The organism is Candidatus Accumulibacter phosphatis (assembly GCF_000024165.1).
Lineage (GTDB): Bacteria > Pseudomonadota > Gammaproteobacteria > Burkholderiales > Rhodocyclaceae > Accumulibacter > Accumulibacter phosphatis.
This window is the reverse complement of the sequence record NC_013194.1, coordinates 2,662,535-2,684,828: the sequence shown is the minus strand read 5'-3', so window position 1 is coordinate 2,684,828 and position 22,294 is coordinate 2,662,535. Positions and strand designations below refer to the sequence as shown.

General features: G+C 65.2%; 15 protein-coding genes, 4 tRNA genes and 1 pseudogene. 12 read left to right on the top strand and 8 right to left on the bottom strand.

Annotation, left to right across the window (positions count from 1 at the left end; genetic code table 11):
* Nucleotides 1-15 precede the first annotated feature (15 nt).
* Genes CAP2UW1_RS11700 through CAP2UW1_RS11685 form a run of 4 tightly spaced genes read right to left on the bottom strand, consistent with a single transcriptional unit; the run spans nt 16 to nt 3,817 of the window.
* Entirely contained in the window at nt 16-1,401 is a 1,386-nt protein-coding gene (locus CAP2UW1_RS11700) for a hypothetical protein (RefSeq protein WP_015766817.1), read from the bottom strand.
* A gap of 43 nt (nt 1,402-1,444) precedes the next feature.
* Complete coding sequence (locus CAP2UW1_RS11695; protein ID WP_015766816.1) at nt 1,445-2,110, bottom strand: energy-coupling factor ABC transporter permease; 666 nt, start codon at nt 2,108-2,110, stop codon at nt 1,445-1,447.
* Nucleotides 2,111-2,132: 22 nt separating this feature from the next.
* Complete coding sequence (locus tag CAP2UW1_RS11690) at nt 2,133-3,065, bottom strand: electron transfer flavoprotein subunit alpha/FixB family protein (RefSeq protein WP_015766815.1); 933 nt, start codon at nt 3,063-3,065, stop codon at nt 2,133-2,135.
* A gap of 2 nt (nt 3,066-3,067) precedes the next feature.
* Nucleotides 3,068-3,817: an electron transfer flavoprotein subunit beta/FixA family protein gene (locus CAP2UW1_RS11685; RefSeq protein WP_015766814.1), complete on the bottom strand. Its 750-nt coding sequence runs from the start codon at nt 3,815-3,817 to the stop codon at nt 3,068-3,070.
* 217 nt (nt 3,818-4,034) lie between these two features.
* Here CAP2UW1_RS11685 and CAP2UW1_RS11680 point away from each other — a divergent pair, with 217 nt between their 5' ends.
* Nucleotides 4,035-4,616 carry a TetR/AcrR family transcriptional regulator gene (locus CAP2UW1_RS11680; RefSeq protein WP_015766813.1) on the top strand — a complete coding sequence of 194 codons (582 nt, stop codon included), beginning with the start codon at nt 4,035-4,037 and terminating at the stop codon, nt 4,614-4,616.
* A gap of 86 nt (nt 4,617-4,702) precedes the next feature.
* On the top strand, nt 4,703-6,214 hold the full coding sequence (gene glpK / locus CAP2UW1_RS11675; protein ID WP_015766812.1) for a glycerol kinase GlpK: 1,512 nt from the start codon (nt 4,703-4,705) through the stop codon (nt 6,212-6,214).
* A 25-nt stretch (nt 6,215-6,239) separates the two neighbouring features.
* Here the strand turns inward: glpK and CAP2UW1_RS11670 are convergent, their stop codons facing one another.
* Together CAP2UW1_RS11670 and CAP2UW1_RS11665 are read right to left on the bottom strand one after the other, a co-directional pair.
* Nucleotides 6,240-7,481 carry an HD-GYP domain-containing protein gene (locus CAP2UW1_RS11670; protein ID WP_015766811.1) on the bottom strand — a complete coding sequence of 414 codons (1,242 nt, stop codon included), beginning with the start codon at nt 7,479-7,481 and terminating at the stop codon, nt 6,240-6,242.
* Between the two features lie 458 nt (nt 7,482-7,939).
* Nucleotides 7,940-8,015, bottom strand: a tRNA-Asn gene (locus CAP2UW1_RS11665).
* 491 nt (nt 8,016-8,506) lie between these two features.
* Here CAP2UW1_RS11665 and CAP2UW1_RS11655 point away from each other — a divergent pair.
* A complete protein-coding gene (locus CAP2UW1_RS11655; RefSeq protein ID WP_015766810.1) occupies nt 8,507-10,384 on the top strand; it encodes an AsmA family protein in 1,878 nt (625 codons plus the stop codon).
* A 103-nt stretch (nt 10,385-10,487) separates the two neighbouring features.
* Here the strand turns inward: CAP2UW1_RS11655 and CAP2UW1_RS11650 are convergent, their stop codons facing one another.
* A complete protein-coding gene (locus CAP2UW1_RS11650) occupies nt 10,488-11,690 on the bottom strand; it encodes an amino acid aminotransferase (protein ID WP_015766809.1) in 1,203 nt (400 codons plus the stop codon).
* A 175-nt stretch (nt 11,691-11,865) separates the two neighbouring features.
* On the opposite strand from CAP2UW1_RS11650, the gene uvrB reads away from it, so the two are divergent.
* Complete coding sequence (uvrB, locus tag CAP2UW1_RS11645; protein ID WP_015766808.1) at nt 11,866-13,944, top strand: excinuclease ABC subunit UvrB; 2,079 nt, start codon at nt 11,866-11,868, stop codon at nt 13,942-13,944.
* A 31-nt stretch (nt 13,945-13,975) separates the two neighbouring features.
* On the opposite strand, the gene chrA is transcribed toward uvrB, so the two are convergent.
* A complete protein-coding gene (gene chrA / locus CAP2UW1_RS11640; protein WP_015766807.1) occupies nt 13,976-15,340 on the bottom strand; it encodes a chromate efflux transporter in 1,365 nt (454 codons plus the stop codon).
* Nucleotides 15,341-15,639: 299 nt separating this feature from the next.
* On the opposite strand from chrA, the gene CAP2UW1_RS11635 reads away from it, so the two are divergent.
* The 8 genes and pseudogenes from CAP2UW1_RS11635 (at nt 15,640) to CAP2UW1_RS11595 (ending at nt 22,123) form a co-directional block, all read left to right on the top strand.
* Entirely contained in the window at nt 15,640-15,909 is a 270-nt protein-coding gene (locus CAP2UW1_RS11635) for a metal-sensing transcriptional repressor (protein ID WP_015766806.1), read from the top strand.
* A gap of 8 nt (nt 15,910-15,917) precedes the next feature.
* Nucleotides 15,918-17,153 carry a nickel/cobalt efflux transporter gene (locus CAP2UW1_RS11630; protein WP_015766805.1) on the top strand — a complete coding sequence of 412 codons (1,236 nt, stop codon included), beginning with the start codon at nt 15,918-15,920 and terminating at the stop codon, nt 17,151-17,153.
* A 14-nt stretch (nt 17,154-17,167) separates the two neighbouring features.
* Nucleotides 17,168-17,244: transfer RNA gene (locus CAP2UW1_RS11625), tRNA-Pro, on the top strand.
* A 60-nt stretch (nt 17,245-17,304) separates the two neighbouring features.
* Nucleotides 17,305-17,381: transfer RNA gene (locus tag CAP2UW1_RS11620), tRNA-Arg, on the top strand.
* Nucleotides 17,382-17,389: 8 nt separating this feature from the next.
* Nucleotides 17,390-17,465: transfer RNA gene (locus tag CAP2UW1_RS11615), tRNA-His, on the top strand.
* A 286-nt stretch (nt 17,466-17,751) separates the two neighbouring features.
* Nucleotides 17,752-18,966: pseudogene (locus tag CAP2UW1_RS24545) on the top strand (SulP family inorganic anion transporter); the annotation flags it as partial.
* A gap of 284 nt (nt 18,967-19,250) precedes the next feature.
* Nucleotides 19,251-19,691, top strand: a complete 441-nt coding sequence (locus CAP2UW1_RS11600; protein ID WP_015766804.1) for an Rrf2 family transcriptional regulator — start codon at nt 19,251-19,253, stop codon at nt 19,689-19,691.
* Between the two features lie 161 nt (nt 19,692-19,852).
* Entirely contained in the window at nt 19,853-22,123 is a 2,271-nt protein-coding gene (locus tag CAP2UW1_RS11595; RefSeq protein ID WP_015766803.1) for a nitric-oxide reductase large subunit, read from the top strand.
* Nucleotides 22,124-22,294 lie beyond the last annotated feature (171 nt).

Below are 22,294 nucleotides of genomic sequence, written 5' to 3'. Positions count from 1 at the left end.
ATGGGTTTGGTTGGGCTACTGAACGGCCTCGCGAGCCGCCAGAAGATCGATCAGGAACAATACTTCCTCGACTACCGGCAGGGCGAAGCCGCTACGCTGGCCGTCACGATTGTCGCGCAGCAACTGCTCGAGGTAGGCGCCGCAGTCCGCGCTGCCCCAGAGCGCGACGATTCTTGCCCGTATGTGGGGGATCTGTTCCAGTGTCACCGCTGCTTGCTGCGCCGTCCCGAGCGGCAACAGCTCGAGTTCCTTGCGGGGCTCGTCGCCCTGCCAGCGAATGATCTCGACGTTGAAGTTGCGGTTCAGCTTCAGCGCCATGGCCTCGAACTCCTCGCGCATGCCGTTGTCCTGATAGATCTGCAATAGTCGAATCCATGGCCGCAGGGCTTCCTGCGGGTTCGCGGTGACGTATTCCTGCAGGGTCTTCGCGGCCCCGGTCACCCGACCGAAGGACAGCATGATCTCGGCCAGATCGAGCGCCGTGGCGGCAGCCGTCAGCTCGGGTTCCGCGGCAAGCCTGGCCAGGGCCGGTGCCGCAAACGCCGTCTGCTCCGGCGCCCCGGCCGAGCCCGCGGGGGACGGCGGGGTTACGCCAGCGGGCACCTCGATCGGCACGGTCGGCGCGTCGCTGAGCGTGCGCGAAAACCCCGACTCAACCGTAGCCGTCGTCGGATCGGACGACGCCTGGGCCAGTGGTGCTCGCCGCGGCGCGAGTTGGCGCCTGAAGATAAGAAGCGAAACCAGCAAGGCCGCCGCGGCAAGGCCGGCATAGGTAGCCCACTCGTCCGGATCGAGCCCTGGGGGAGGCGGCTGCCGCTTGGCGACAGGCTTCATCGGCGGACGGCCAGCGCCTGCCTCGGCGGCAGGCGCAGAGGGCGGCGAAGCCGGCGCCGGCTCCGCGGGCAGAGTTGCCCTCGTCACCGGCGAACTTTCGGCGGCCGGTGCAACGTCGGCGGGAGGCCGTGCCGAGACCGGAGTGGACAGTGCGGCCGCTTCTCCCTGGAGCCGATTGGCGACCCTGGTCAACTCGGCAACGTCGGCTTCCAGCCAGCCGATCTTGTCATTCAGCGCCTGCTGATCGTGATGCCCATCATTGCGCATCTGCAGCGTCCGCTGTTCCAGGCGCAGCAACTCGCGCCGGCGTTCGCTGCTCGGGCCGGCAACCGACAATTCGTCACTCGCGCGCAGTTGGAGTCCGGCGTCGACTGCTGGACTGTCCGTCGTCGCATTGCGCCGCTTGCCTTTGTCGTCAACGGCCCTGCCAGCCTGCCGGCCAGCGCCGGCTTCGGCCATCACCTGGCTCACCGCGTCGCCGGCAGCAGCCGCGTGGGCGCCGCTGAAGCCCGCCGCAGATGCCAGCAGGCCAAGACCGAACACAAGGCGGCAGACTTTCGCCGCCATCAGGAAAGCGCTCCTGGTTGGGCAAAGAGTTCGCGAGAACGAGTCATTTCTTTCCGAGAAACTGTGCGTCCTTGAAATCCGCCAGCAAGTCCGGGCGATAGACGGCAAAGAGCGTCGTCAGCATTCCCGAAAGCCACGCCTCGGAAAAACCGAGCAGAAGGAAGTACGGCAGATATTCGCCGGTCAGGTAGTCTGCAGGATAGGTTCCGGCCGCCGCAAAGACCAGGCAAGAGACCACGCCGACGGCCATCACCGCCAGCGCCGACGCGAAGAAACCGTTACAGAAGATGTAGACGAAGAGTTGCGGCGGCAGCAGTCGCCTGACCAGTTGATGCAGCGCGTGGCTGGCGGCTACGCCGACCCCCGCCATCAACAGGGCGTTGGCCGCGAAAGCCTGCCAGCCGGCGGCACCGTTCAGGCTCACCCCGACGAGAACCAGGCAGAGACCGACAAAGGCCAGAGCCCATCCGAAGGACAGGGCAAACACCGTCGCACCAAGCAGGTGCAGCGACAGACCCGGCTTGATCCCGGCCTTCATCTGCCAGAGCAAGATCAGCGCAACGATCATGCCCAGAAAGGCGTTCAGGCGGACGCTGTCGGCCAGGACAGCCCAAGGCGCCTGCCACACGGCAAACAGCGCGAGGGGCACGAACAGGAGCCAGGCCGTCAAGGTCCAGCTCCCGTCCAGCAGGCCATCCGGCAAATTCATGCTGCCCGCCGTCCGCTGCCGATCAGCCGAGTTCTGCCACCAGTGCCGGGAGCACCTCGAACAGGTCGCCAACCAGTCCGTAGTCGGCCACCTGGAAAATCGGCGCTTCGGCGTCCTTGTTGATCGCCACGATCACCTTGCTGTCCTTCATGCCGGCCAGATGCTGGATTGCACCCGAAATGCCGACCGCGATGTACAACTGCGGTGCGACGATCTTGCCGGTCTGGCCGACCTGATAGTCGTTCGGAGCGAACCCCGCATCGACCGCCGCGCGCGAGGCGCCCAACGCCGCACCCAGTTTGTCGGCCAGAGGCTCGAGCAACCCATGGAAGTTCTCGCCATTGCCCATGCCGCGCCCACCCGAAACGATGACCTTGGCGGCGGTGAGTTCAGGACGCTCCGACTTGGTGAGTTCCCGCCCGAGCAGCTTGCTCAGGCCGAGGTCGGCGCCGGCTGCCAGGGCCTCGATGGGCGCACTGCCGCCCTCGCCAGCCGCTTCGAAAGCCGTTGACCGGACGGTGATGACCTTCACCGGGTCGGACGACTTGACGGTGGCGATGACATTGCCGGCGTAGATCGGGCGGGCGAAGGTGTCGGCAGACTCGACGGCGGAGATCTCCGAGATCTGCGCCACGTCGAGCAGCGCGGCGACGCGCGGCATGAAGTTCTTGCCGCCGGTCGTCGCCGGCGCGAGGATGTGGCCATAGTCCGCGGCATTCGCCACCACCAGCGCCGCCAGATTCTCGGGCGACTGATCGGCATAGTGGGCAGCGTCGGCAACCAGCACCTTGCTCACCCCGGCGATCCGTGCCGCGGCCTCGGCGGCTGTCGTGCAAGCACTGCCGGCAACCAGCAGGTGGATATCGCCGCCGATCCGGGTCGCCGCGGTGACGGCGTTGAGCGTTGCCGCCTTGATCGAAGAATTGTCGTGTTCGGCAATTACGAGAATGGTCATGGTCAGATCACCTTCGCTTCAGTCTTGAGTTTCATTACCAGGTCGGCGGCATCGGCGACCTTGATGCCGGCCGTCCGCTTGGCCGGTTCGGCGACCTTGAGGGTCTTCAGACGCGGCGTGACATCGACACCAAGCGCCGCCGGGTTGGTCGTTTCGAGCGGCTTCTTCTTCGCTTTCATGATGTTGGGCAGGGTCGCATAACGCGGTTCGTTGAGCCGCAGATCGGCCGTCAAGACCGCCGGCAATGGCACTTCGATGGTTTCCAGACCACCGTCGATCTCGCGCGTCACCGTGGCCTGCGTGCCGGCGACCACGATCTTCGAGGCAAACGTAGCCTGCGGCCGGTTGAGCAGACCGGCGAGCATCTGGCCGGTCTGATTGGCGTCGTCGTCGATCGCCTGCTTGCCGCAAATGACGATCTGCGGTTGCTCCTTGTCGCAGACCGCCTTCAGCAGCTTGGCGACGGCGAGCGGCTGCAGTTCGCCGTCGGTCTGAATCAGGATGCCGCGATCGGCGCCAATCGCCATCGCCGTACGCAGGGTTTCCTGACAATTGGCGACGCCGGCGGAAACGACGACCACTTCCGTGGCGACACCGGCTTCCCTGAGGCGAACCGCCTCCTCGACGGCAATTTCGTCGAAGGGGTTCATTGACATCTTGACGTTGGCCAGATCAACATCGCTCGCGTCGGACTTGACGCGAACCTTGACGTTGTAATCCACCACCCGTTTGACTGGAACGAGGATCTTCAAGTTTTCTCTCCTTAATGACGACACGGCAATCGATGGCAATCGCTTTCGCGACCGCCCGCGTTTGACATTGACGAATTCTGACCGGACAATAGACCATACTTAGTCGTATGGATGGCGTACGGTACCGTATGGAGCGATGGCTGTCAAGACGCTTGCCATGGCTGCTGCACGTGAATTTAGCATATTGCCTCAGCGGCGTGATTCAGGAAAGGACCAGATGACGATGAAGTCGGAAAAAACCAGGCCCCGTGCGCCACTCGACCGCAGCGGCTGGATCGAGGCGGCAATCGAGGTTCTTGCCGAGCAGGGTGTACAGGGAATGCGAATCGAGGTCCTGGCGAAGAATTTCGGCGTCACCAAGGGCAGCTTCTACTGGCACTTCAAGGACCGCCAGGATCTCTTCAATGCCGTCCTGCAGACCTGGCGGGATGGCCGCATCCGCGACATTCACAAGCAGAGCGTCGCCGCTCCCGGCCTGGAGCGCGAGCAGTTGCTGCATCTGATCGACGTCTACGGAGCCACGCGCAACCGCAAGGGAATTTCGATCGAGCTGGCCGTGCGCGAGTGGGCCAGGCGGGACGCCGAGGCAGCAGCCGTCGTCGAGGAGGTCGATACCTGGCGCCTCGAATGCACACGCAAGCTCTTTGTCGCCCGCGGCGTCTCGGAAAGCGAGGCGAAAAGCCGTAGTCTGCTGCTCTACGCCTACGTTTTCGGACAGAGCCTGATGGCCTGCGAACGCTACGATCCGGGGATCGCCGACTTCAAACGCTGGATCGCCGAACTGATCGTCAGGGAGTAGCGCGGCGGCGGCGGCCACGGCCGCACCCGATCGTTCGCGTGGTCGACCCAGCCTCTGTTTCTTCTTTCCTCGCAGGAGATTGCCCAATGGCAGCGACCACCCGCGAACAATTCGTTCTGGCACTCGACCAGGGGACGACCAGTTCGCGCGCCATCGTCTTCGCACGCGACGGCAGCATCCGCGCGCTCGCCCAACAGGAGTACACCCAGCACTATCCGCAACCCGGCTGGGTCGAGCACGACGCCAACGATATCTGGCAGACACAACTCGCCGTGGCACGTGCCGTGTTGCGCGACAGTGGCATCGCGGCCAGCCAGATCGCCGCCGTCGGTCTCACCAACCAGCGCGAGACGACCGTTCTCTGGGACCGGGCCAGCGGCGAACCCCTGCACCGGGCCATCGTCTGGCAGGACCGGCGGACCGCCGGACTCTGCGATTCCATGGCGCGAGCGGGTCATGCCGAGCTGTTCGGCCAGCGCACCGGGTTGGTCCTCGACGCCTACTTCTCCGGAACCAAGCTGAAATGGCTGCTCGATCACATCCCCGGCGCGCGCGCCCGCGCCGAGCGCGGCGAGCTCGCTTTCGGGACGATCGATAGCTGGTTGGCGTGGAAGCTGTCGGGCGGCCGGGTGCACGTCACTGATCCGTCGAACGCCTCGCGCACGCTGCTCTACGACATCAGGCGCCTGCGCTGGGATGACGAACTGCTGGCCCTGCTCGATGTCCCGCCGGCCGTGTTGCCGCGGGTCGTCGACAGCAGCGGCGTCGTGGGCTTGCTGGCCAGCGACCTGCTCGGCGCCCCGATCCCGCTGGCCGGCATCGCCGGCGACCAGCAGGCGGCGACCTACGGGCAGGCCTGCCTGGAACCGGGCATGGCCAAGAATACCTACGGGACCGGCTGTTTCCTGCTGCTCAACACCGGTGCACGGGCCATGAACTCGGCGCACCGGATGCTCACGACGATCGGCTGGCGGCGCCTCGGACAGACCACTTACCTGCTCGAAGGCAGCGTATTCATGGGTGGCGCCGCGGTGCAATGGCTGCGCGACGGGCTCGCGATGATTTCCCGCTCGGACGAGATCGAAGCACTGGCGGCCTCGGTACCCGACACTGGCGGCGTCTATCTGGTCCCCGCCCACACCGGGCTCGGCGCCCCGTACTGGGATCCCTATGCGCGCGGCGCCCTGCTCGGCATGACGCGCGGTACGACCCGGGCGCACATCGCCCGCGCGACGCTCGAAGCGATCGCCTTTCAGAGTGCCGAGGTATTGAGGGCGATGGAATTGGATGCCGGCGAGCGTCTGCGCGAGTTGCGCGTCGACGGCGGCGGCGGCGCCAACGATCTGCTGCTGCAGTTTCAGGCCGACCTGCTCGGCGTGCCGGTGGTCCGTCCCAGGGTCACCGAGACAACGGCGCTCGGCGCCGCCTACCTCGCCGGACTGGCCGTCGGATTCTGGCAGGACGAGGCCGAGCTCGCTTCCCTGTGGCGCGCCGAGCGCCGCTTCGAACCCGCAATGTCGGATGCACAGCGTACAGCCCTGCTCGGCGGCTGGCGGCGCGCTGTCCAGCGTTGTCTGCACTGGGCAATCGCCGACTGAAACCCGCACCGCTCGCCGCTGCGGCTCAACCCCCGCCGCCATCGCCCGACCAGGGCAGCGTGGCGGCACGCCAGCTGCCGTCGAGGTCCTCACAGGCCAAGGCCACCAGATCGCCGTCGAGAACCCCGCGCTTGACGAACTCGCCGAGAATCCCGCCAATCACGTCGACAGGTTGCGGGCCGCGGTAAGGACGCTCCTGGGCCAGGGCCTGGAAAACATCGGCAACCGCGACAATTCGCGCCTCGGTCGACAGGCGTGCGGCGCTGCGCCGAAAAGGATAGCCCTGGCCATTGAGTGCCTCATGGTGAAAGGCGGCCCATTCGGCAACCTGCTCGAGCCCGGGAACATGCCGCAGAATCTGATAGGTCTCGAAGCTGTGCCGCTCCATCACCGAGAACTCCAGAGGCGTCAGGCGCGCACGCTTGTCGATGATCTCATCGGGAACGCACAACTTGCCCACATCATGCATCAGACCGGCCACCTCGACCTTCGCCAGGGAGTCCGCCGTCAGCCCCGACCTCTGCCCGAGGTGACGGGCCAACTGCGCAACACCGAGCGAGTGGGCCGCGGTGAAGTGACTCTTGGCATCGACAATCGTCGAAACGAGACGGGCGACGTGACCGAACATGGGGAAATCGATGGTCATTCGCCACTCGGACAGTGGCAAATCGTTCAAATACGACTGGACGTGACGCGGCGCCAGAGCAATCCAGAACGCTTCTCGGCTGGCTACCGCGATAAAAGCGTCAACCGCCTCCGGCAAGAGTTCGCGGCCAGCCAGCCCGACGATCGCTTCGACGATCCCTGGACGGTTGAACAGCGGGTTGTCCAATCCGCGCTGCAGCAACATGCCGTCGACCCGGTCCCCGAGCAGGATCAGATTGCTGTCGAGAGCGTCGGTCTCGCCGAGATCGGCCGGCAGGTCGACCCAGGGCGTATGGTGATAGCGGACCGCCCGGGAAACCAGCGACAAATGACTGAAAGGCTGCAACAGCCGATACCCCGTCTCACAGTGAATGTGCCGGTCTTCCCAGTCGGCCTGCCTGAGCAGGCGACGCTGCACCGCGGTCGATGACACGCCGAGGTCGTGCAGCAGACAGCCGCAGACCAGCCGGTCCAGGCGTCGCTCGGGCAAGCCCATGTTGATCGCCGTCTCGCGCGCGATCATGGCCACGCGCTTGCCGTGCTGGAAGTCGTTTACGCCGACCAGATCGAGGGCGTCGGAAAGCGCCAGAATGGCGCTTCTCAGATCGATTCTCAAACTCATCGCGAGCGAATCAGCGCCGGCAACAACATGCCATCACCTCCCTTCACGAGCCATCCCCCGCCTGCGCGCTCCCCTACCACTGAATACCAGCGTCTTGCTCAACCGCCCATCGCCCGCCCACGCTCGCCGTTGAAGGGCACGGGGTGGCCGCGATGAAGCCAGCCTGACAACCACTAGCATAGACCCACCCCATTGCCCGGTCCACCTCGACGGCAACCATGGTTTCTGGAGCGCAGACGGCAACGGCATCATCAAGCGCGGGCTTTTCTGTTACATTTCCTTGCGATGCTTGGCTGGGAGTCGCGCGGGAAACGCGTCAGGAGGGCAAGCGCTGTCCTGTAAGGGTGAAGGTGTCGGGAAGGCGACGAAGACAGATCAGTGTTTCGCGCCAGGACGAGTGAAAGGCGTGAACGCAAGCAGCCCGGCGCATGGCCGGGCTGCTTGCTGGTTGGTGATCTTGGCTCCCCGACCTGGGCTCGAACCAGGGACCTACGGATTAACAGTCCGACGCTCTACCGACTGAGCTATCGAGGAACACGCGAGGCGGCATTCTAGTCACTGGGAGGCTGTTCGTCAACAAGCATCGAACCCGCGCCGGCGTGCCGCAGGCCATTGCCCACGGCGCGTGAGGTGAGTGGCGGTCCAGCCCCCTTGGGCTGCCTGCCGGAGGGTCAAAAAGGCAGCTGAAGCAGGCAACTGACGCCGCGGCTTGTCGGGGCCATCGACGCCTAGGCAGACGCCTGTTGCAGGAGGAGGCGATGGAGCGAAGAAGGAGCGACAGGCATCATCGTGATCGATCGACGGCACGCGCCCGCATGGCGATTGGCGAAGCCCGGCACACGACTGGCGCGCAAGCTGCGCAGCAAGTCGCGACAACTGGTGCGGCTGGCCGGCGCCGATGGGCGTACCAATCGGTGCCGCGTCGCTCATTTTCCGGCTTTTCCCACACCCGAACAAAGCGCACAATTCGGCCTTGCCGGAAACCGTGCCCATCGATTCGTTGACGCCAAGGCCTTGCCACAAGAATGGACCCAACACCGATTGATCCCGACCTGATTTACGCGAAGACCGCTTCCGGCGAGGAGGCCATGCAACAGCGTACGCGGGTCGTCCAGAGAAATGTCCGGATGGTGCTTATCCTCGTCGACGGAAACGCTACCGTGGCGGAGCTGTGTGACCGCACCGGCAATCCATTGTTAACCCAGAACGCGCTGTGCGAACTCGAACACGACGGCTTCATCCAGCGCCGCGACGACAAGGATCCTGCCTGGACTCAAGGCGGCCGGCATGGGCGGCGGGCGAGGGCCAACGCCGTCCAGCCGCCGTCCGAGTTCTCGACCTATGGCAACAAGGATGAGTCGGCCCTGATTCCGTCAGTAGCCCCGGGGATGACGGCCAGACGAAGCCTCTCACTGTCGGGTGACCGAGAGAACGCGAAGACTCTCCCACCCCCGTCGTCTACGCCCGGGTCTTCCGGCGGCCCGGACTCCGGTACCGTTTTCGTGGCCCAGGGCGCAGTCACGCCGCCATGGCCTCCCAGTATCGGGGCGAGCACCGACCAGGAGACCCCGTCGCTGCTGGCTCGTTGGCGGGCACGTGCGAGTCGGCGGACGCCGATGGATCAGCCTGACCTCGCACCGATACGGCGCGCCGGTAAGATCCGCAGTCTGGGCTGGCCGCTGCTCGGCATGCTGAGCTTGTTACTGCTGGCGGTCGTCGTCTTCCTGACGGCGATGTTCTTCCCCTATGCGCTCTATCTGCCCGCCGTCGAAGGCGCTCTCGCGCAAAGCACCGGCGAGCCCGCCAAGGTCGGGGAAATGCGCGTCAGCTTCTATCCCCAACCCGGCTTGCTGCTCGGCAAGGTCGTCCTCGGCGCCGAAACTGAAGGGAACGTTGTCCGAGTTGCCGAGATGCGCCTGCAACCTGCACTCGCTACCCTGCTGTCCCCGCGGATCGTGTTCCGCAACGTGCAGCTGAGCGGAATCCAGTTGACCGCCGAAACCATGGGAAGTCTTGCGCGGATGCTGGAGTCGGCGGCGCGCGGGTCAGCCAGGGCCGGAGTATCGCATGTGGCCCTCGACAAGGCCGAGATCTCCTTCTCGGGGCTGGGCGTCGACGAGATGAAGGGTGAGTTCGGACTGTCCACCGATGGGCTCCTCCAGTCCGTATCGCTGCATTCCCCCGATCGCAACCTGCAGCTCGAGGCCAGGCCGATCGCTGGTGGGGTGGCGATCCAGTTGGAGGGGCTCGGTTGGCGCCCGGCACCGCAGTCGCCTTACTTGATGGACTCGCTGACCGTGAAGGGAGAGATCCTCGGCAACGCCTTCGTCATCGAGCGTATGGAACTGCGAATCTTTGGCGGCCTGGCCGAGGGGACGGCCATCTTGCGCGCCGAGCGACAACCGGCCCTGGCTGGCGAGATGTCGTTCGAGCGCATCGATGCCAAGCGATTCGGCGAGGCGTTCGGAATTGGCGGACAGTTCGAGGGCCAGGCAGCCGGCAGACTCAAGTTCTCGGCAACCGCGGAAAGCTGGCCGACGCTACTCTTGGCGCTCTACGCGGACGGCGAGTTCACGATGGACCGGGGGGTCCTTGGCGGCATCGATCTTCCCGAAGCGGTTCGCCGGGTGTCGAGCACGCCGGCAACGCTCGGTGGCGGAACCCGCTTTGAACAGTTGTCCGGCGCCATCAGGCTGACCCCGACCGCCTATCGCTTCTCCAGGCTGGTCATCAACGCCGGCCTGATGCAGTCCACGGGTCAGCTGGAAATCAGCCGCGACCTGCAGATTCGTGGCCGCATGGACGTGCAGATGCGCGGACGCGCCGATCACAACGCCAAGTCGGTGTCGGTCAACGGGCCCCTCAAGTCGCCGCTGCTACAGACCCAGGGAGCAGCACACTGATCAGCCGCGGCGACGTCGGCGTGGCGGCCGTTCCGCCGGGGCGGACACACCGCCCGGCAGCAGCGACGACGCTGCCGGACCTGACCATCGCGCCACGCCCGCTCTAGAGAACCCCCGCGATGGCCTCGGCGACGTAGTCGATGTTGCGCGTGTTCAGCGCCGCGACACAGATGCGCCCAGTGCTTACTGCGTAGATGCCGTACTGCTCACGCAGGCGATCGACCTGCTCGACGCTCAGACCCGTATAGGAGAACATGCCGCGCTGCCTGGCGATGAAGGCGAAATCCTGGGCACCCCCCCTGCCCTCGAGCTTGTCGACCAGGCTGGCGCGAATGGCGAGGATGCGCGCGCGCATCTCGGCGAGTTCCCCTTCCCACACGCGGCGCAGTTCCGGGCTGGCCAACACCGCAGCAACCACCGCGCCGCCATGCGTCGGTGGGCTCGAGTAGTTGGTCCTGACGATGCGCTTGATCTGCGACAGCACCCGGGTGGCTTCGTCCCGGTTGGCGGTCACCACCGACAACGCGCCAACCCGCTCGCCGTACAAGGAGAAGGACTTGGAAAACGAACTGGCCACCAGAAATTGCAGGCCCGACGCCACAAACAGGTCGAGTGCCAGCGCATCCTCACTGATGCCGTCGGCGAACCCCTGATAGGCCATGTCGACGAAAGCCACGAGACCACGAGCCCCGATCACCTCGATGACCGCGCCCCACTGCGCGGCGTCGAGATCGGCACCAGTCGGATTGTGGCAGCAGGCGTGCAGAACGACGATCGAGCCCGCCGGCAAGGCGTTCAGGCCGGCGATCATGGCGTCGAAATTGACGCCACGGGTGAGCGAATCGTAGTAGGGGTAGGTCTGCACGGCGAAACCAGCGTATTCGAACAGCGCGCGGTGGTTCTCCCAGCTCGGATCGCTGATGAAGACGGTCGCGTCGGGCAGCAGTCGCCGCAGGTAATCGGCGCCCACCTTCAGCGCACCGGTGCCGCCCAGCGCCTCGATGGTAAGCACGCGCCCCTCCTTGAGGAGCGCCGAGTCCTCCCCGAACAGCAGTCTCTGTACCGCCTGGTTGTAGGCGACCGGGCCGTCGATCGGCTGATAGCCGCGCGGCGGCAGCGCTTCGAGGCGAGCCTTCTCGGCCGTCCGGACAGCCCCAAGCAGCGGAATCTTGCCGCTGTCGTCCAAGTAAACCCCCACTCCGAGGTTGACCTTGGTGGCGCGCGTATCGGCGTTGAATGCCTCGGTAAGGCCGAGGATCGGATCACGTGGAGCCATTTCCACGGCAGCGAAGACGGAAGCGGTCATGCGTGTTTCCCAAGTAGACAGTTGAGTGAGGGCACCCTTGCGAAGGCGGCCGGCCGAGCGGACGAATGGCTGGCGGCCCCGGCGGAACAAGAAGGCCGTAGAAGCTTGCGCTCTGGCCGAGCCGGCGTTTGCCGCTACGGCAACGGCCGGCCTTGAAACAACGTAGAATTCTAGCATGCCAGATCGCCAGTGTTCGCCCGAAGAACCGCCCCTGATTACTTTCGAGGGTAGCCCGTTTCGCCTCGCCCAGCCCTTCCTGCCGGCCGGGGATCAACCTGCGGCAATTGCGGCGCTGGTCGAAGGACTCGCCGATGGCCTGTCGTTCCAGACCCTGCTCGGCGTCACCGGCTCGGGAAAGACCTTTACGATGGCCAACGTCATCGCGCGCACCGGCCGTCCGGCGCTGGTCCTGGCTCCCAACAAAACGCTGGCGGCGCAGCTTTATGCGGAGTTCCGGGAGTTCTTCCCCGAAAATGCCGTCGAGTATTTCGTGTCCTACTATGACTACTACCAGCCCGAAGCCTACGTTCCGGCACGCGACCTGTACATCGAAAAGGACTCGTCGATCAACGAGCACATTGAGCAGATGCGCCTTTCGGCAACCAAGAGCCTGCTCGAACGGCGCGACTGCGTGATCGTCGCCACCGTCTCGTGCATCTACGGCATCGGCGACCGTGACGAGTACCACCGGATGATCCTCACCATGCGCGTCGGCGACCGTATCGGCCAGCGCGAAGTGATCAAGCGCCTCGCGGAAATGCAGTACGAGCGCAACGAAACCGACTTCCGTCGCGGCACCTTTCGCGTTCGTGGCGACGTGATCGACGTCTTTCCGGCCGAGCACGCCGAACAGGCGATCCGCATCTCGCTGTTCGACGACGAGATCGAGGGCCTGCAGCTCTTCGACCCCTTGACCGGGCATCTGCAGAACCGACTGCTGCGCTTCACCATCTTCCCGTCATCGCACTACGTCACACCCCGCGAGACCGTCCTGCGCGCGATCGAGAAGATCAAGCAGGAACTGGCCGAGCGGATCGCCGCCTTCAACGCCGAGGGTCGCCTGGTCGAAGCACAGCGCATCGAGCAACGCACCCGCTTCGACCTCGAGATGCTCGACCAGATCGGCTTCTGCAAGGGCATCGAGAACTACTCCCGCCATATCTCGGGCCGTCAGGCCGGCGAACCGCCACCAACGCTGATCGATTATCTGCCAGCTGACGCGCTGATGTTCATCGATGAATCGCACGTCTCGATTCCCCAGGTCGGCGGCATGTACAAGGGCGACCGCTCGCGCAAGGAAAACCTCGTCAATTACGGATTCCGCCTGCCGTCGGCCCTCGACAACCGGCCGCTGAAGTTCGCGGAATACGAGGCGCTGCTGCGGCAGACCATCTTTCTGTCGGCCACGCCGGCCGACTACGAGACGGCGCACCAGGGCCAGGTGGTAGAACAGGTGGTTCGTCCGACCGGTCTGGTCGACCCGGTGCTGATCGTTCGCCCCGCCTCGACCCAGATCGACGACCTGCTCTCGGAAATCCGGCTGCGCGTCAGCCTGGCCGAGCGCGTCCTGGTCACCACGCTGACCAAGCGCATGGCCGAGGACCTCACCGACTACCTCGGCGAACACGAGGTGCGCGTCCGCTACCTGCATTCGGACATCGACACCGTCGAGCGCGTCGAAATCATTCGCGATCTCCGGCTCGGCAAGTTCGACGTCCTGGTCGGCATCAACCTGTTGCGTGAAGGGCTCGACATCCCAGAAGTCTCGCTGGTGGCGATCCTCGATGCCGACAAGGAAGGCTTCCTGCGCTCCGAACGCTCGCTGATCCAGACGATTGGCCGCGCTGCCCGGCATCTGCACGGTACCGCCATTCTCTACGCCGACCGGGTGACCGGCTCGATGAGCCGCGCCATTGCCGAAACGGAAAGGCGTCGCCTCAAGCAACTGGCTTTCAACGAAGCGCATGGCATCGTCGCCACCGGCGTCAGCAAGCGCATCACCGACATCATCGACGGCGTTTACGACGCCGGCAACGCCCAGCGCGAACTCAAGGCGGCCCAGCAGCAGGCCAGCTACGAAGCCATGAGCGAGAAGCAACTGGCCCGCGAACTGAAGCGGCTCGAGAAGAGCATGCTCGAGCACGCCAAGAACCTCGAGTTCGAAAAGGCCGCCGCGGCGCGTGACGAGTTGTTCCGCATTCGCCAGCAGGTATTCGGAATCAGCGCGCCAGCGCCCAGCCCGCCAACTCCATAGCGACGACCAGACGCCCTGCCTGGGCCTGGCGTCATCCCAGCAGGGTCTTGAGGATCAGACCCAGCACGGCCGAGCCGGCGATGACCTGAATCACGCTGCGCTGGAAGCCGAAAAGTGCGACCGCCGCCGCCAACGCGATCGCCGCGGAGGTCCAGTCGAAGTTGCCGGCGAGGCCGTTGGGCCACAGCACGTGATAGGCAAAGAAGACCGCCAGGTTGAGGATGACGCCGACGACCGCGGCGGTGATGGCGGTGAGCGGCGCGGTGAATTTCAGGTCCCCGTGCGTGCTCTCGACAAGCGGCCCACCAGCCAGAATGAAGAGGAACGACGGCAGGAAGGTAAACCAGGTGACCAGCGACGCGGCAACCGCACCCGCCAGGAAGCGGCTGTCCGGACCGAAAAGCGCCTGCCCGTAACCGCCGACGAAACCGACGAAAGCGACGACCATGATCAGCGGACCCGGCGTCGTTTCGCCGAGCGCCAGGCCATCGATCATTTGCGTGGGCGTGAGCCAGCCGTAGTGCACGACCGCGCCCTGGTAGACATAGGGCAGCACCGCGTAAGCCCCACCGAAGGTCAGCAAGGCCGCCTTGGTGAAGAACCAGGCCATCTGGGGCAAAGGGTGATGCCAATCGAAAAGTGCCGTCAGCCCGGCCATCGGCAGCAGCCAGAGCAGCCCACCGACGCAGACGACGCGTGCCAGGCCCGACCAGCGAAAAACGGCATGCGCCGGCGTCGGCGTTGCGTCGTCGATAAGTGCGCGCCCGAAGGACTGTTCAGCCTTGCCGTGGCCGCCTCCCGCCGCAAAACTGCCGGGCGCCAGCCGCCCGCCGATGGCGCCGATCACGGCAGCCGCGACGACGATCGCCGGGAACGGCACGTCGAGTAGCAGAATGGCGGCGAACGAGGCCACGGCCAGCGCCCCAAGGGTCCTGTTCTTCAGCGCCCGCGTACCGATGCGGTGGGCGGCCTGAACAACGATCGCCGTGATGGCCGGCTTGACGCCATAGAACAGCCCGGCCACCAGTGGCGTCTCGCCGAAGGCGACATAGACCCAGGACAGGGCGATCAGGATGAACAGCGAGGGCAGGACGAACAGCGCACCGGCGACGATGCCGCCCAGCGAACGATGCATCAGCCAGCCAATGTAGGTCGCCAGTTGCTGCGCTTCCGGCCCGGGCAACAGCATGCAGTAGTTGAGGGCGTGCAGGAAGCGCCGCTCGGAGATCCAGCGACGCTTCTCGACCAGTTCCTGATGCATCATCGCTATCTGCCCGGCCGGCCCGCCAAAGCTCACGAAGCCGAGCTTGAGCCAGAACATGAAGGCCTCCCGGAAGCCCACGGGTGTGGGAGGAAGGTCGGGAGAGTCGGCCAGGGCGGCATGAGCTTTGTTCATTCTTCTATCCGTCTCGCGGGCTGGTGGGAGGCTGGCAGACCGCCGAACAGGGCACCCGCCTGGGGCGGGAACCTTTCGTCATCGCCGGCGCGGGCGTGTTCCTGACGATGCTGCCGCCAGCGGACTCTACACAAGCGCGGATCAGGTGACAAGGAAGGCAGGCAGGTAACTCTCGCCTGCCATTTCGCCAAGCTTGCCATTGCCGCACCGCCAGCGACCAGCCCCTGTGGCGCTCGACGGATGCCACCCCAACGCGCCCGCCTTGACACATCCTATCCAGGGGGATAGGATGCGACCGCATGAGCACGCACACGTCACATCCAGAAATCATCAAGCGCCTGAAGCGCGCTGAGGGCCACCTCAGAAGCATCCTCAACATGCTCGAACAGGGTCGCAATTGCCTGGAGATCGCCCAGCAACTGCAGGCCGTCGAGAGTGCCGTCGCCAGCGCCAAGAAGGCGCTGGTGCATGACCACATCGACCATTGCCTTGAGCACGCGGTGCGCGACGGTACCCGGAGCGCGGACGATACGATCCGCGAGTTCAAAGCCATCACCAAGTACCTCTGAGGCGCACGATGACCAGTTTTTCCACGCTGCTGGCACAGGGCACGGCGAACGCCTGGCTTTTCATCCCCAGCGCAATCCTGCTCGGCGGGCTTCACGGCCTCGAACCGGGCCACTCCAAGACCATGATGGCGGCCTTCATCGTTGCCATCCGGGGCACGTTGGCGCAAGCCGTTCTACTGGGGATCTCGGCGACGATCTCCCACACGGCAGTGGTCTGGGTCATCGCGCTGGGCGGCATGTATTTCGGCCGCCAATGGGATGCCGAGTCCAGCGAGCCCTATCTCCAGGTGGCGTCCGCCGTGCTGATCGTCGGCGTCGCCTTGTGGATGATCTGGCGGACCTGGCGGCAACAGCAGCCTGCCGCGCACGACCACGATGACGAGCACGACCATGATGGTCGCGGCGATCATCATGACGAGAGCAAACGCATCGACACCGGTCACGGCGTGCTGCGGCTGGATGTGTTCGAGGACGGCGTGCCACCGCGCTTCCGCCTGTTCCGGGAGAGCGGACACGGCCACGCCTGGACGGCCGATCAGGTGCGGATCGAGACCGAACGGCCGGACGGAAGCCGCCAGTTGTTCTCCTTCGTGCAGCGCGATGGCTTCGTCGAATCAGAGCAGGCGATTCCCGAACCACACGAGTTCGTCGCCCGTCTGCGCCTGGGTCACCAGAATCACAGCCATGACTACGACCTGGAGTTCGTCGAGCATGGGCACGCTCACCACTACCACCACGCGATAGCGGACTACGCTGGTCTTGATGTCTCGGCGCCAGGCTACCAGGACCCGCACGAGCTGGCACACGCCAACGACATCCGCCGTCGCTTCGCCAATCGACAAGTGACGACCGGGCAGATCATCATGTTCGGGCTGACCGGTGGCCTGATCCCCTGCCCGGCATCGATTACCGTGCTGTTGTTGTGCCTGCAACTGAAGGAACTGACGCTCGGCGCGACGCTGGTACTGTGCTTCAGCATCGGTCTGGCGATGACGATGGTGCTGTCGGGCGCGCTGGCGGCCCTGAGTGTCAAGCACGTTTCCCGCCGCTGGAGCGGCTTCGGCGAGTTCGCCCGCCAGGCGCCCTACTTTTCCGGTGCGCTGATCCTGCTCGTCGGCGTCTACCTGGGCTATCAAGGGCTGCAGGTGCTGGTCTGGGCCCGGCCGACCCTGCTTTGCGTGCCCGCAGGGCCGACATTCGCCAGAACCGTCAAGTCAATTGACCCCAACGGTGCCAGCCGGTAGAATGCGCAGCTTCTCGGGGCGTAGCGCAGCCTGGTAGCGCATCTGCTTTGGGAGCAGAGGGTCGTGAGTTCGAATCCCACCGCCCCGACCAGTTACACCAGAATCAAGAAGCGGTACCGGCAGGAAACAAGCGTAAGGAAAGCTCGTATTTGCGCCCGTAGCTCAACCGGATAGAGCACCGGCCTTCTAAGCCGGGGGTCGTGAGTTCGAGTCTCGCCGGGCGCGCCAGGACAACGGCGGTGTTAGCTCAGTTGGTAGAGCACTGGATTGTGATTCCAGTGGTCACGGGTTCGAGTCCCGTACATCGCCCCAGAGAGCCCTGAAAGCCGCCCCAGGTCAAAGCCCGGCCCGCCGGCCAGGGCCGCATGACCGGCGGCATCGCACGTCGCCGGACAACGGCAGCACAATACCCCTTCACCACTGACTCGGCCCCAGGCACGCAAGGCGGCGACCTTCGCCACCTCGCCTGGCACAGGGCGCCGCGCCCGACAACAGCCGGCGCCGACGCTGCGCACCTGCCTCGCGCTGGACCGCCTCATGCTCGACACCGGATACGCTGCCATCAGTGATGCAAAGTCTGACGACAGCCCTCCTCCCGATGGTACTCGGGCCGGACTCCTCGCTGGCGGCCCTGATCCTCGCCGTCGTCCTGCCGCTGTCCGCCGGCGACCCGCTGCGCGCGGTCGCTCTCGCCAGCATGATGGCGGTCGTATCGGGGGTTCTCTGCATCCTGGCCGGTGTCGCCCGTCTCGGCTTCGTCACCGAGTTGCTCTCCAAACCGATCCGCTACGGCTACATGAACGGCATCGCTTTGACCGTGCTGATCAGCCAACTGCCCAAACTCTTCGGCTTCTCGGTCAACGCCGACGATCCGCTGCACAAGCTCTGGGCGTTCTTCCAGGCCCTGCTGGCCGGCAAGACCAACCCGACCGCGCTACTGGTCGGCGGCGGCACCCTGGAGATGGTCGGGCTGGGGGTAGCCAATCTGGCGGCCGGCTTCTTCCAGGGCTTTCCGATCCGCAGCAGTTCATCGCGCACACCGGTCGCGGAGGCCGCCGGCGCCAGAACGCAACCGACCAGCGTCGTCGGCGCCCTGGCCGTTGCCCTGCCCCTGTTGCTGGCGCCAAACCTGCTCCAGTACCTGCCGAACACCGCGCTGGCCGCCGTCGTGATCGCGGCGGCCGTCGGCCTGTTCGAGGTTGCGGACCTCAAACGCATCTACCGCATCCAGCGCTGGGAGTTCTGGTTGTCGATCGGCTGCGCTGTCGGCGTGGTCGTTCTCGGCGCCATTCCCGGCATCGGCCTGGCGATCGCGCTGGCCGTCATCGAGTTTCTCTGGGATGGCTAGCGCCCGGACTCCGCCGTGCTGGGCCGCGTCAAGGGGATCAATGGCGACCACGACATCTCGCGCTACCCGGAAGCCCGGCTGATCCCCGGTCTGGTCCTCTTTCGCTGGGCAGCGCCACTGATTTTCACCAACGCCGAATGGTTTCACGAGCGCTCCCTCGATGCCGTCGCTGCCTTGCCGACGCCGGTGCTCTGGCTGGTGATCACGTGCGAACCCGTCACCAGCGTCGACGTCGCCGCCGCCGACATCGTCGCCAGGCTCGACGAGACACAGCAGGCGGCCGGCATCGAACTGTGCTTCGCCGAAATGAAGGATCCCGTCCAGCACAAGCTGAAGCGCTTCGGCCTATTCTCGCGGCTCGGCGCCGACGTCTTCTTCCCGACCATCGGCGAGGCGGTGAACACCTATCTGCGGCGGTATCCCGAGGTATCGGTGGAGTGGCGAAAGCACCAGTCGATTCACTGAGGAAGGCGTGCGAGTCCTGCCCGCTGGCCGCTGTTTCGGTTCACGCACGAGCCGGCCATGACGACCACTGCCGATGAGCCTGGATCACGACCGACGACTCGCGCGAGAACGTCAAGCCGGATCCCGGCGGCAGCGTCCTCTTGATGCCGACGGCGCTTGGACAGCGACTGCACGATCTCGCCGGGCTGCCGGCCGAGCACCAGCAGATCGCCGGACCTCGGGGTGCTGGCCATGGCAGCGGCACCTCTGTACGATGTATCGCCCAGCCACCGTCCCCCATCACCATGTACATCACCCAGCACACCGACTACGCGCTCCGCGCCCTGATCTATCTCGGCACCAGCGGGGACCGCCTGGTGACCATCCAGGAGATTGCCGAGCGTTTTGGTGTCTCGCGCAATCACCTGATGAAGGTGGTCAATGCACTGATTCGGGCGGGCTTCGTCGAGGGCCTGCGCGGCAAGGGCGGCGGCCTGCGGCTGGCGCGGGCGCCAGGCGAGATCATCGTTGGTGCCGTGGTGCGACAGATGGAGCCGGGCATGTGTCTCGTCGAATGCTTCGGTTCCGGCTGCCAGTGCATCCTCGATCCCGACTGCAAGCTCAAGGTCGGGCTCGCCAGGGCGCTCGCCGCCTTCCTCCAGGTCCTCGACGAGATGACGCTGGCCGATCTCGTCGGCAAGAGCGAGCGCAGCATCCTCAAGTTCCTCCCCATCGTCACCGCCTGATACGCGACCGTCTGACCACTCTGGATGCGGCCGATCGCCGCATAAGATGCAAAGTGTTTGCATCTTTCGAAAGAGTCAAATAATATGCATCTTATGGAGGCGCTGGCGCTAGCTCGGCCTCCATGGTCTCCATCATTCACTACTGAGAAAGGACATTCAACATGCACGCCACACGCAGGCTCTGGATCTGGCTGGCGGCGATCTGTGTGCTCTCCTTCGCCGCACTCGGCTGGGTCGGCACCGAGATCTACGTCAGCGCACCACCGATCCCCAGGCAGGTCGTCAGCAACAAGGGCGAGACCCTCTTCGCCGAAGGCAGCGTCCAGCGCGGACAGGAAGCCTGGCTCGCCGCCGGCGGCCAGCAACTCGGTTCGGTATGGGGGCACGGTTCCTACCTGGCACCGGACTGGTCGGCCGACTGGCTGCACCGTGAGGCCATCGCCTTGCGCGAACTGCGCGCGCAGCAGCAGCACGGCACTGCCTACGCCAGCCTGCAGGTCGGCCAGCAGGCGGCACTCGACGCGCATTTGAAGGAAGAGATGCGCCGCAACACGCATGACGCGGCGACGAACGTCATCACCCTCTCCGACGCACGCGCCGCAGCGGTGAAACAGGTCGCCAGGCACTACATCGGTCTGTTCGGCGACGAAGCGTCGCTGACCGGACTGCGCGAGCAGTACGCGATGTTGCCTGCCATGCTGAAGGATGTGGCCGACCGCGAGGCGCTGGCCGCCTTCTTCTTCTGGAGCGCCTGGTCGGCAACGACCGACCGCCCGGGCGAGACGGGCCTCTCGTACACCAGCAACTGGCCCCATGAACCGCTGGTTGGCAACACGCCGACAGCGGGCACCGGCATCTGGTCGATCGCCAGCATCATCCTGATGATCGGCGCCATCGCCGCGATGATCTTCTTCCATTCGCGCCACGAGGAAAGCGACCCGCTGCCGCCGAAGGCCGATCCGCTGTTCAGTCTGCAGCCGACGCCTTCGATGCTGGCCACCCGCAAGTACTTCTTCGTCGTCATCGCGCTGATCCTGGCGCAGGTAGGCATGGGCGTGCTCACCGCGCACTACGCCGTCGAAGGCACGGCACTGTTCGGCATCCCGATCGGCCAGATCCTGCCCTTCACCGTCAGCCGCACCATCCACACCCAGTTCGCCGTGCTCTGGATCGCCACCGCCTGGCTGGCCACGGGCCTCTACATCGCGCCGGCCATCTCGGGCCATGAGCCAAAGTACCAGAAGCTCGGCGTCAACCTGCTTTTCTACGCGCTGCTCTTCATCGTCGCCGGCTCCACCGCCACCGGCTGGATCGGCACGCTGCAAAGCCTGGGCAACGAGTACGCCTTCTGGATTGGCAATCAGGGTCTGGAATTCACCAGCATGGGGCGCGTCTGGCAGATCCTGCTGTTCGTCGGCCTGCTCCTTTGGGTCACGCTGCTGGGCCGCGGCCTGTGGCCGGCGCTGAAGACGCCTTCCGAATCACGCGCCCTGATCGCCATGGTCTTCCTGTCGGCGATGTGCATCGGCGGCTTCTACGCCACCTCGCTGACCTGGGGCCGGCACACGCACTACTCGATGATCGAGTACTGGCGCTGGTGGCTGGTGCACCTGTGGGTCGAAGGCTTCTTCGAGGTGTTCGCCACTGCCGTCATCGCGCTCCTGTTCACCCGCCTCGGCCTGATCCGCGCCGCGACGGCGAATACCGCGATCATCGCCGAGACGATCATCTTCCTCTTCGGCGGCATCCTCGGTACGCTGCACCACCTCTACTTCACCGGTACGCCGACTTCGGTGATCGCCATCGGCGCGATGTTCTCGGCGCTCGAAGTGGTGCCGCTGGCCATGCTCGGCGTCGAGGCCTACAGGAACTACCAGCGCTCGCAGGCCGCAGAGTGGGTGGCCGCCTACAAGTGGCCCATCCTCTGCTTCATCGCCGTCGGCTTCTGGAACGTGATCGGCGCCGGCTTGCTCGGCTTCTCGATCAACACGCCGATCGCGCTCTACTACATGCAGGGGATGAACATGACCGCCGCCCACGGCCACGCCGCGCTGTTCGGTGTGTACGGCATGCTCGGCATCGGCCTGATGCTCTTCTGCCTGCGCGAGCTGTTCCCGCGTGCCGCGTGGTCCGACACGATGCTTGCCTGGACCTTCTGGCCGGTGAACATCGGCCTGGCGATGATGGTCTTCATGTCGCTGGTACCCGCGGGGATCGCCCAGGCCTGGGCGAGCATCACGCACGGTGTCTGGTTCGCGCGTTCGCCGGATTTCGTGCACAGCACGATGATGGAAGGCTTCGTCTGGTTGCGCGTGCCGGGAGACATTGTCTTCGCCGTCGGTACGCTGTTCCTCGCGCTGTTCGCCTGCAGGCTACTCGGCGCAGGCAAGGAAAAGTCGGCGATTGGCCGAACCCAGCAGCAGCCTGCGTAGAGAACTGCTCTGGCCAGACCGCAAATCGGCCAAAGCCCTCCGCTCCGCACCCGGCCGTGTGCCGGGTGTTTCATTGCCGGGAGTCGGGACAGGGACGAGATCGCCTTGTAAGGTCGCGAAGCGTCGCGAGACTAACTGCCACGATCGCCGTATCGCCACCTCCCGGCTTTC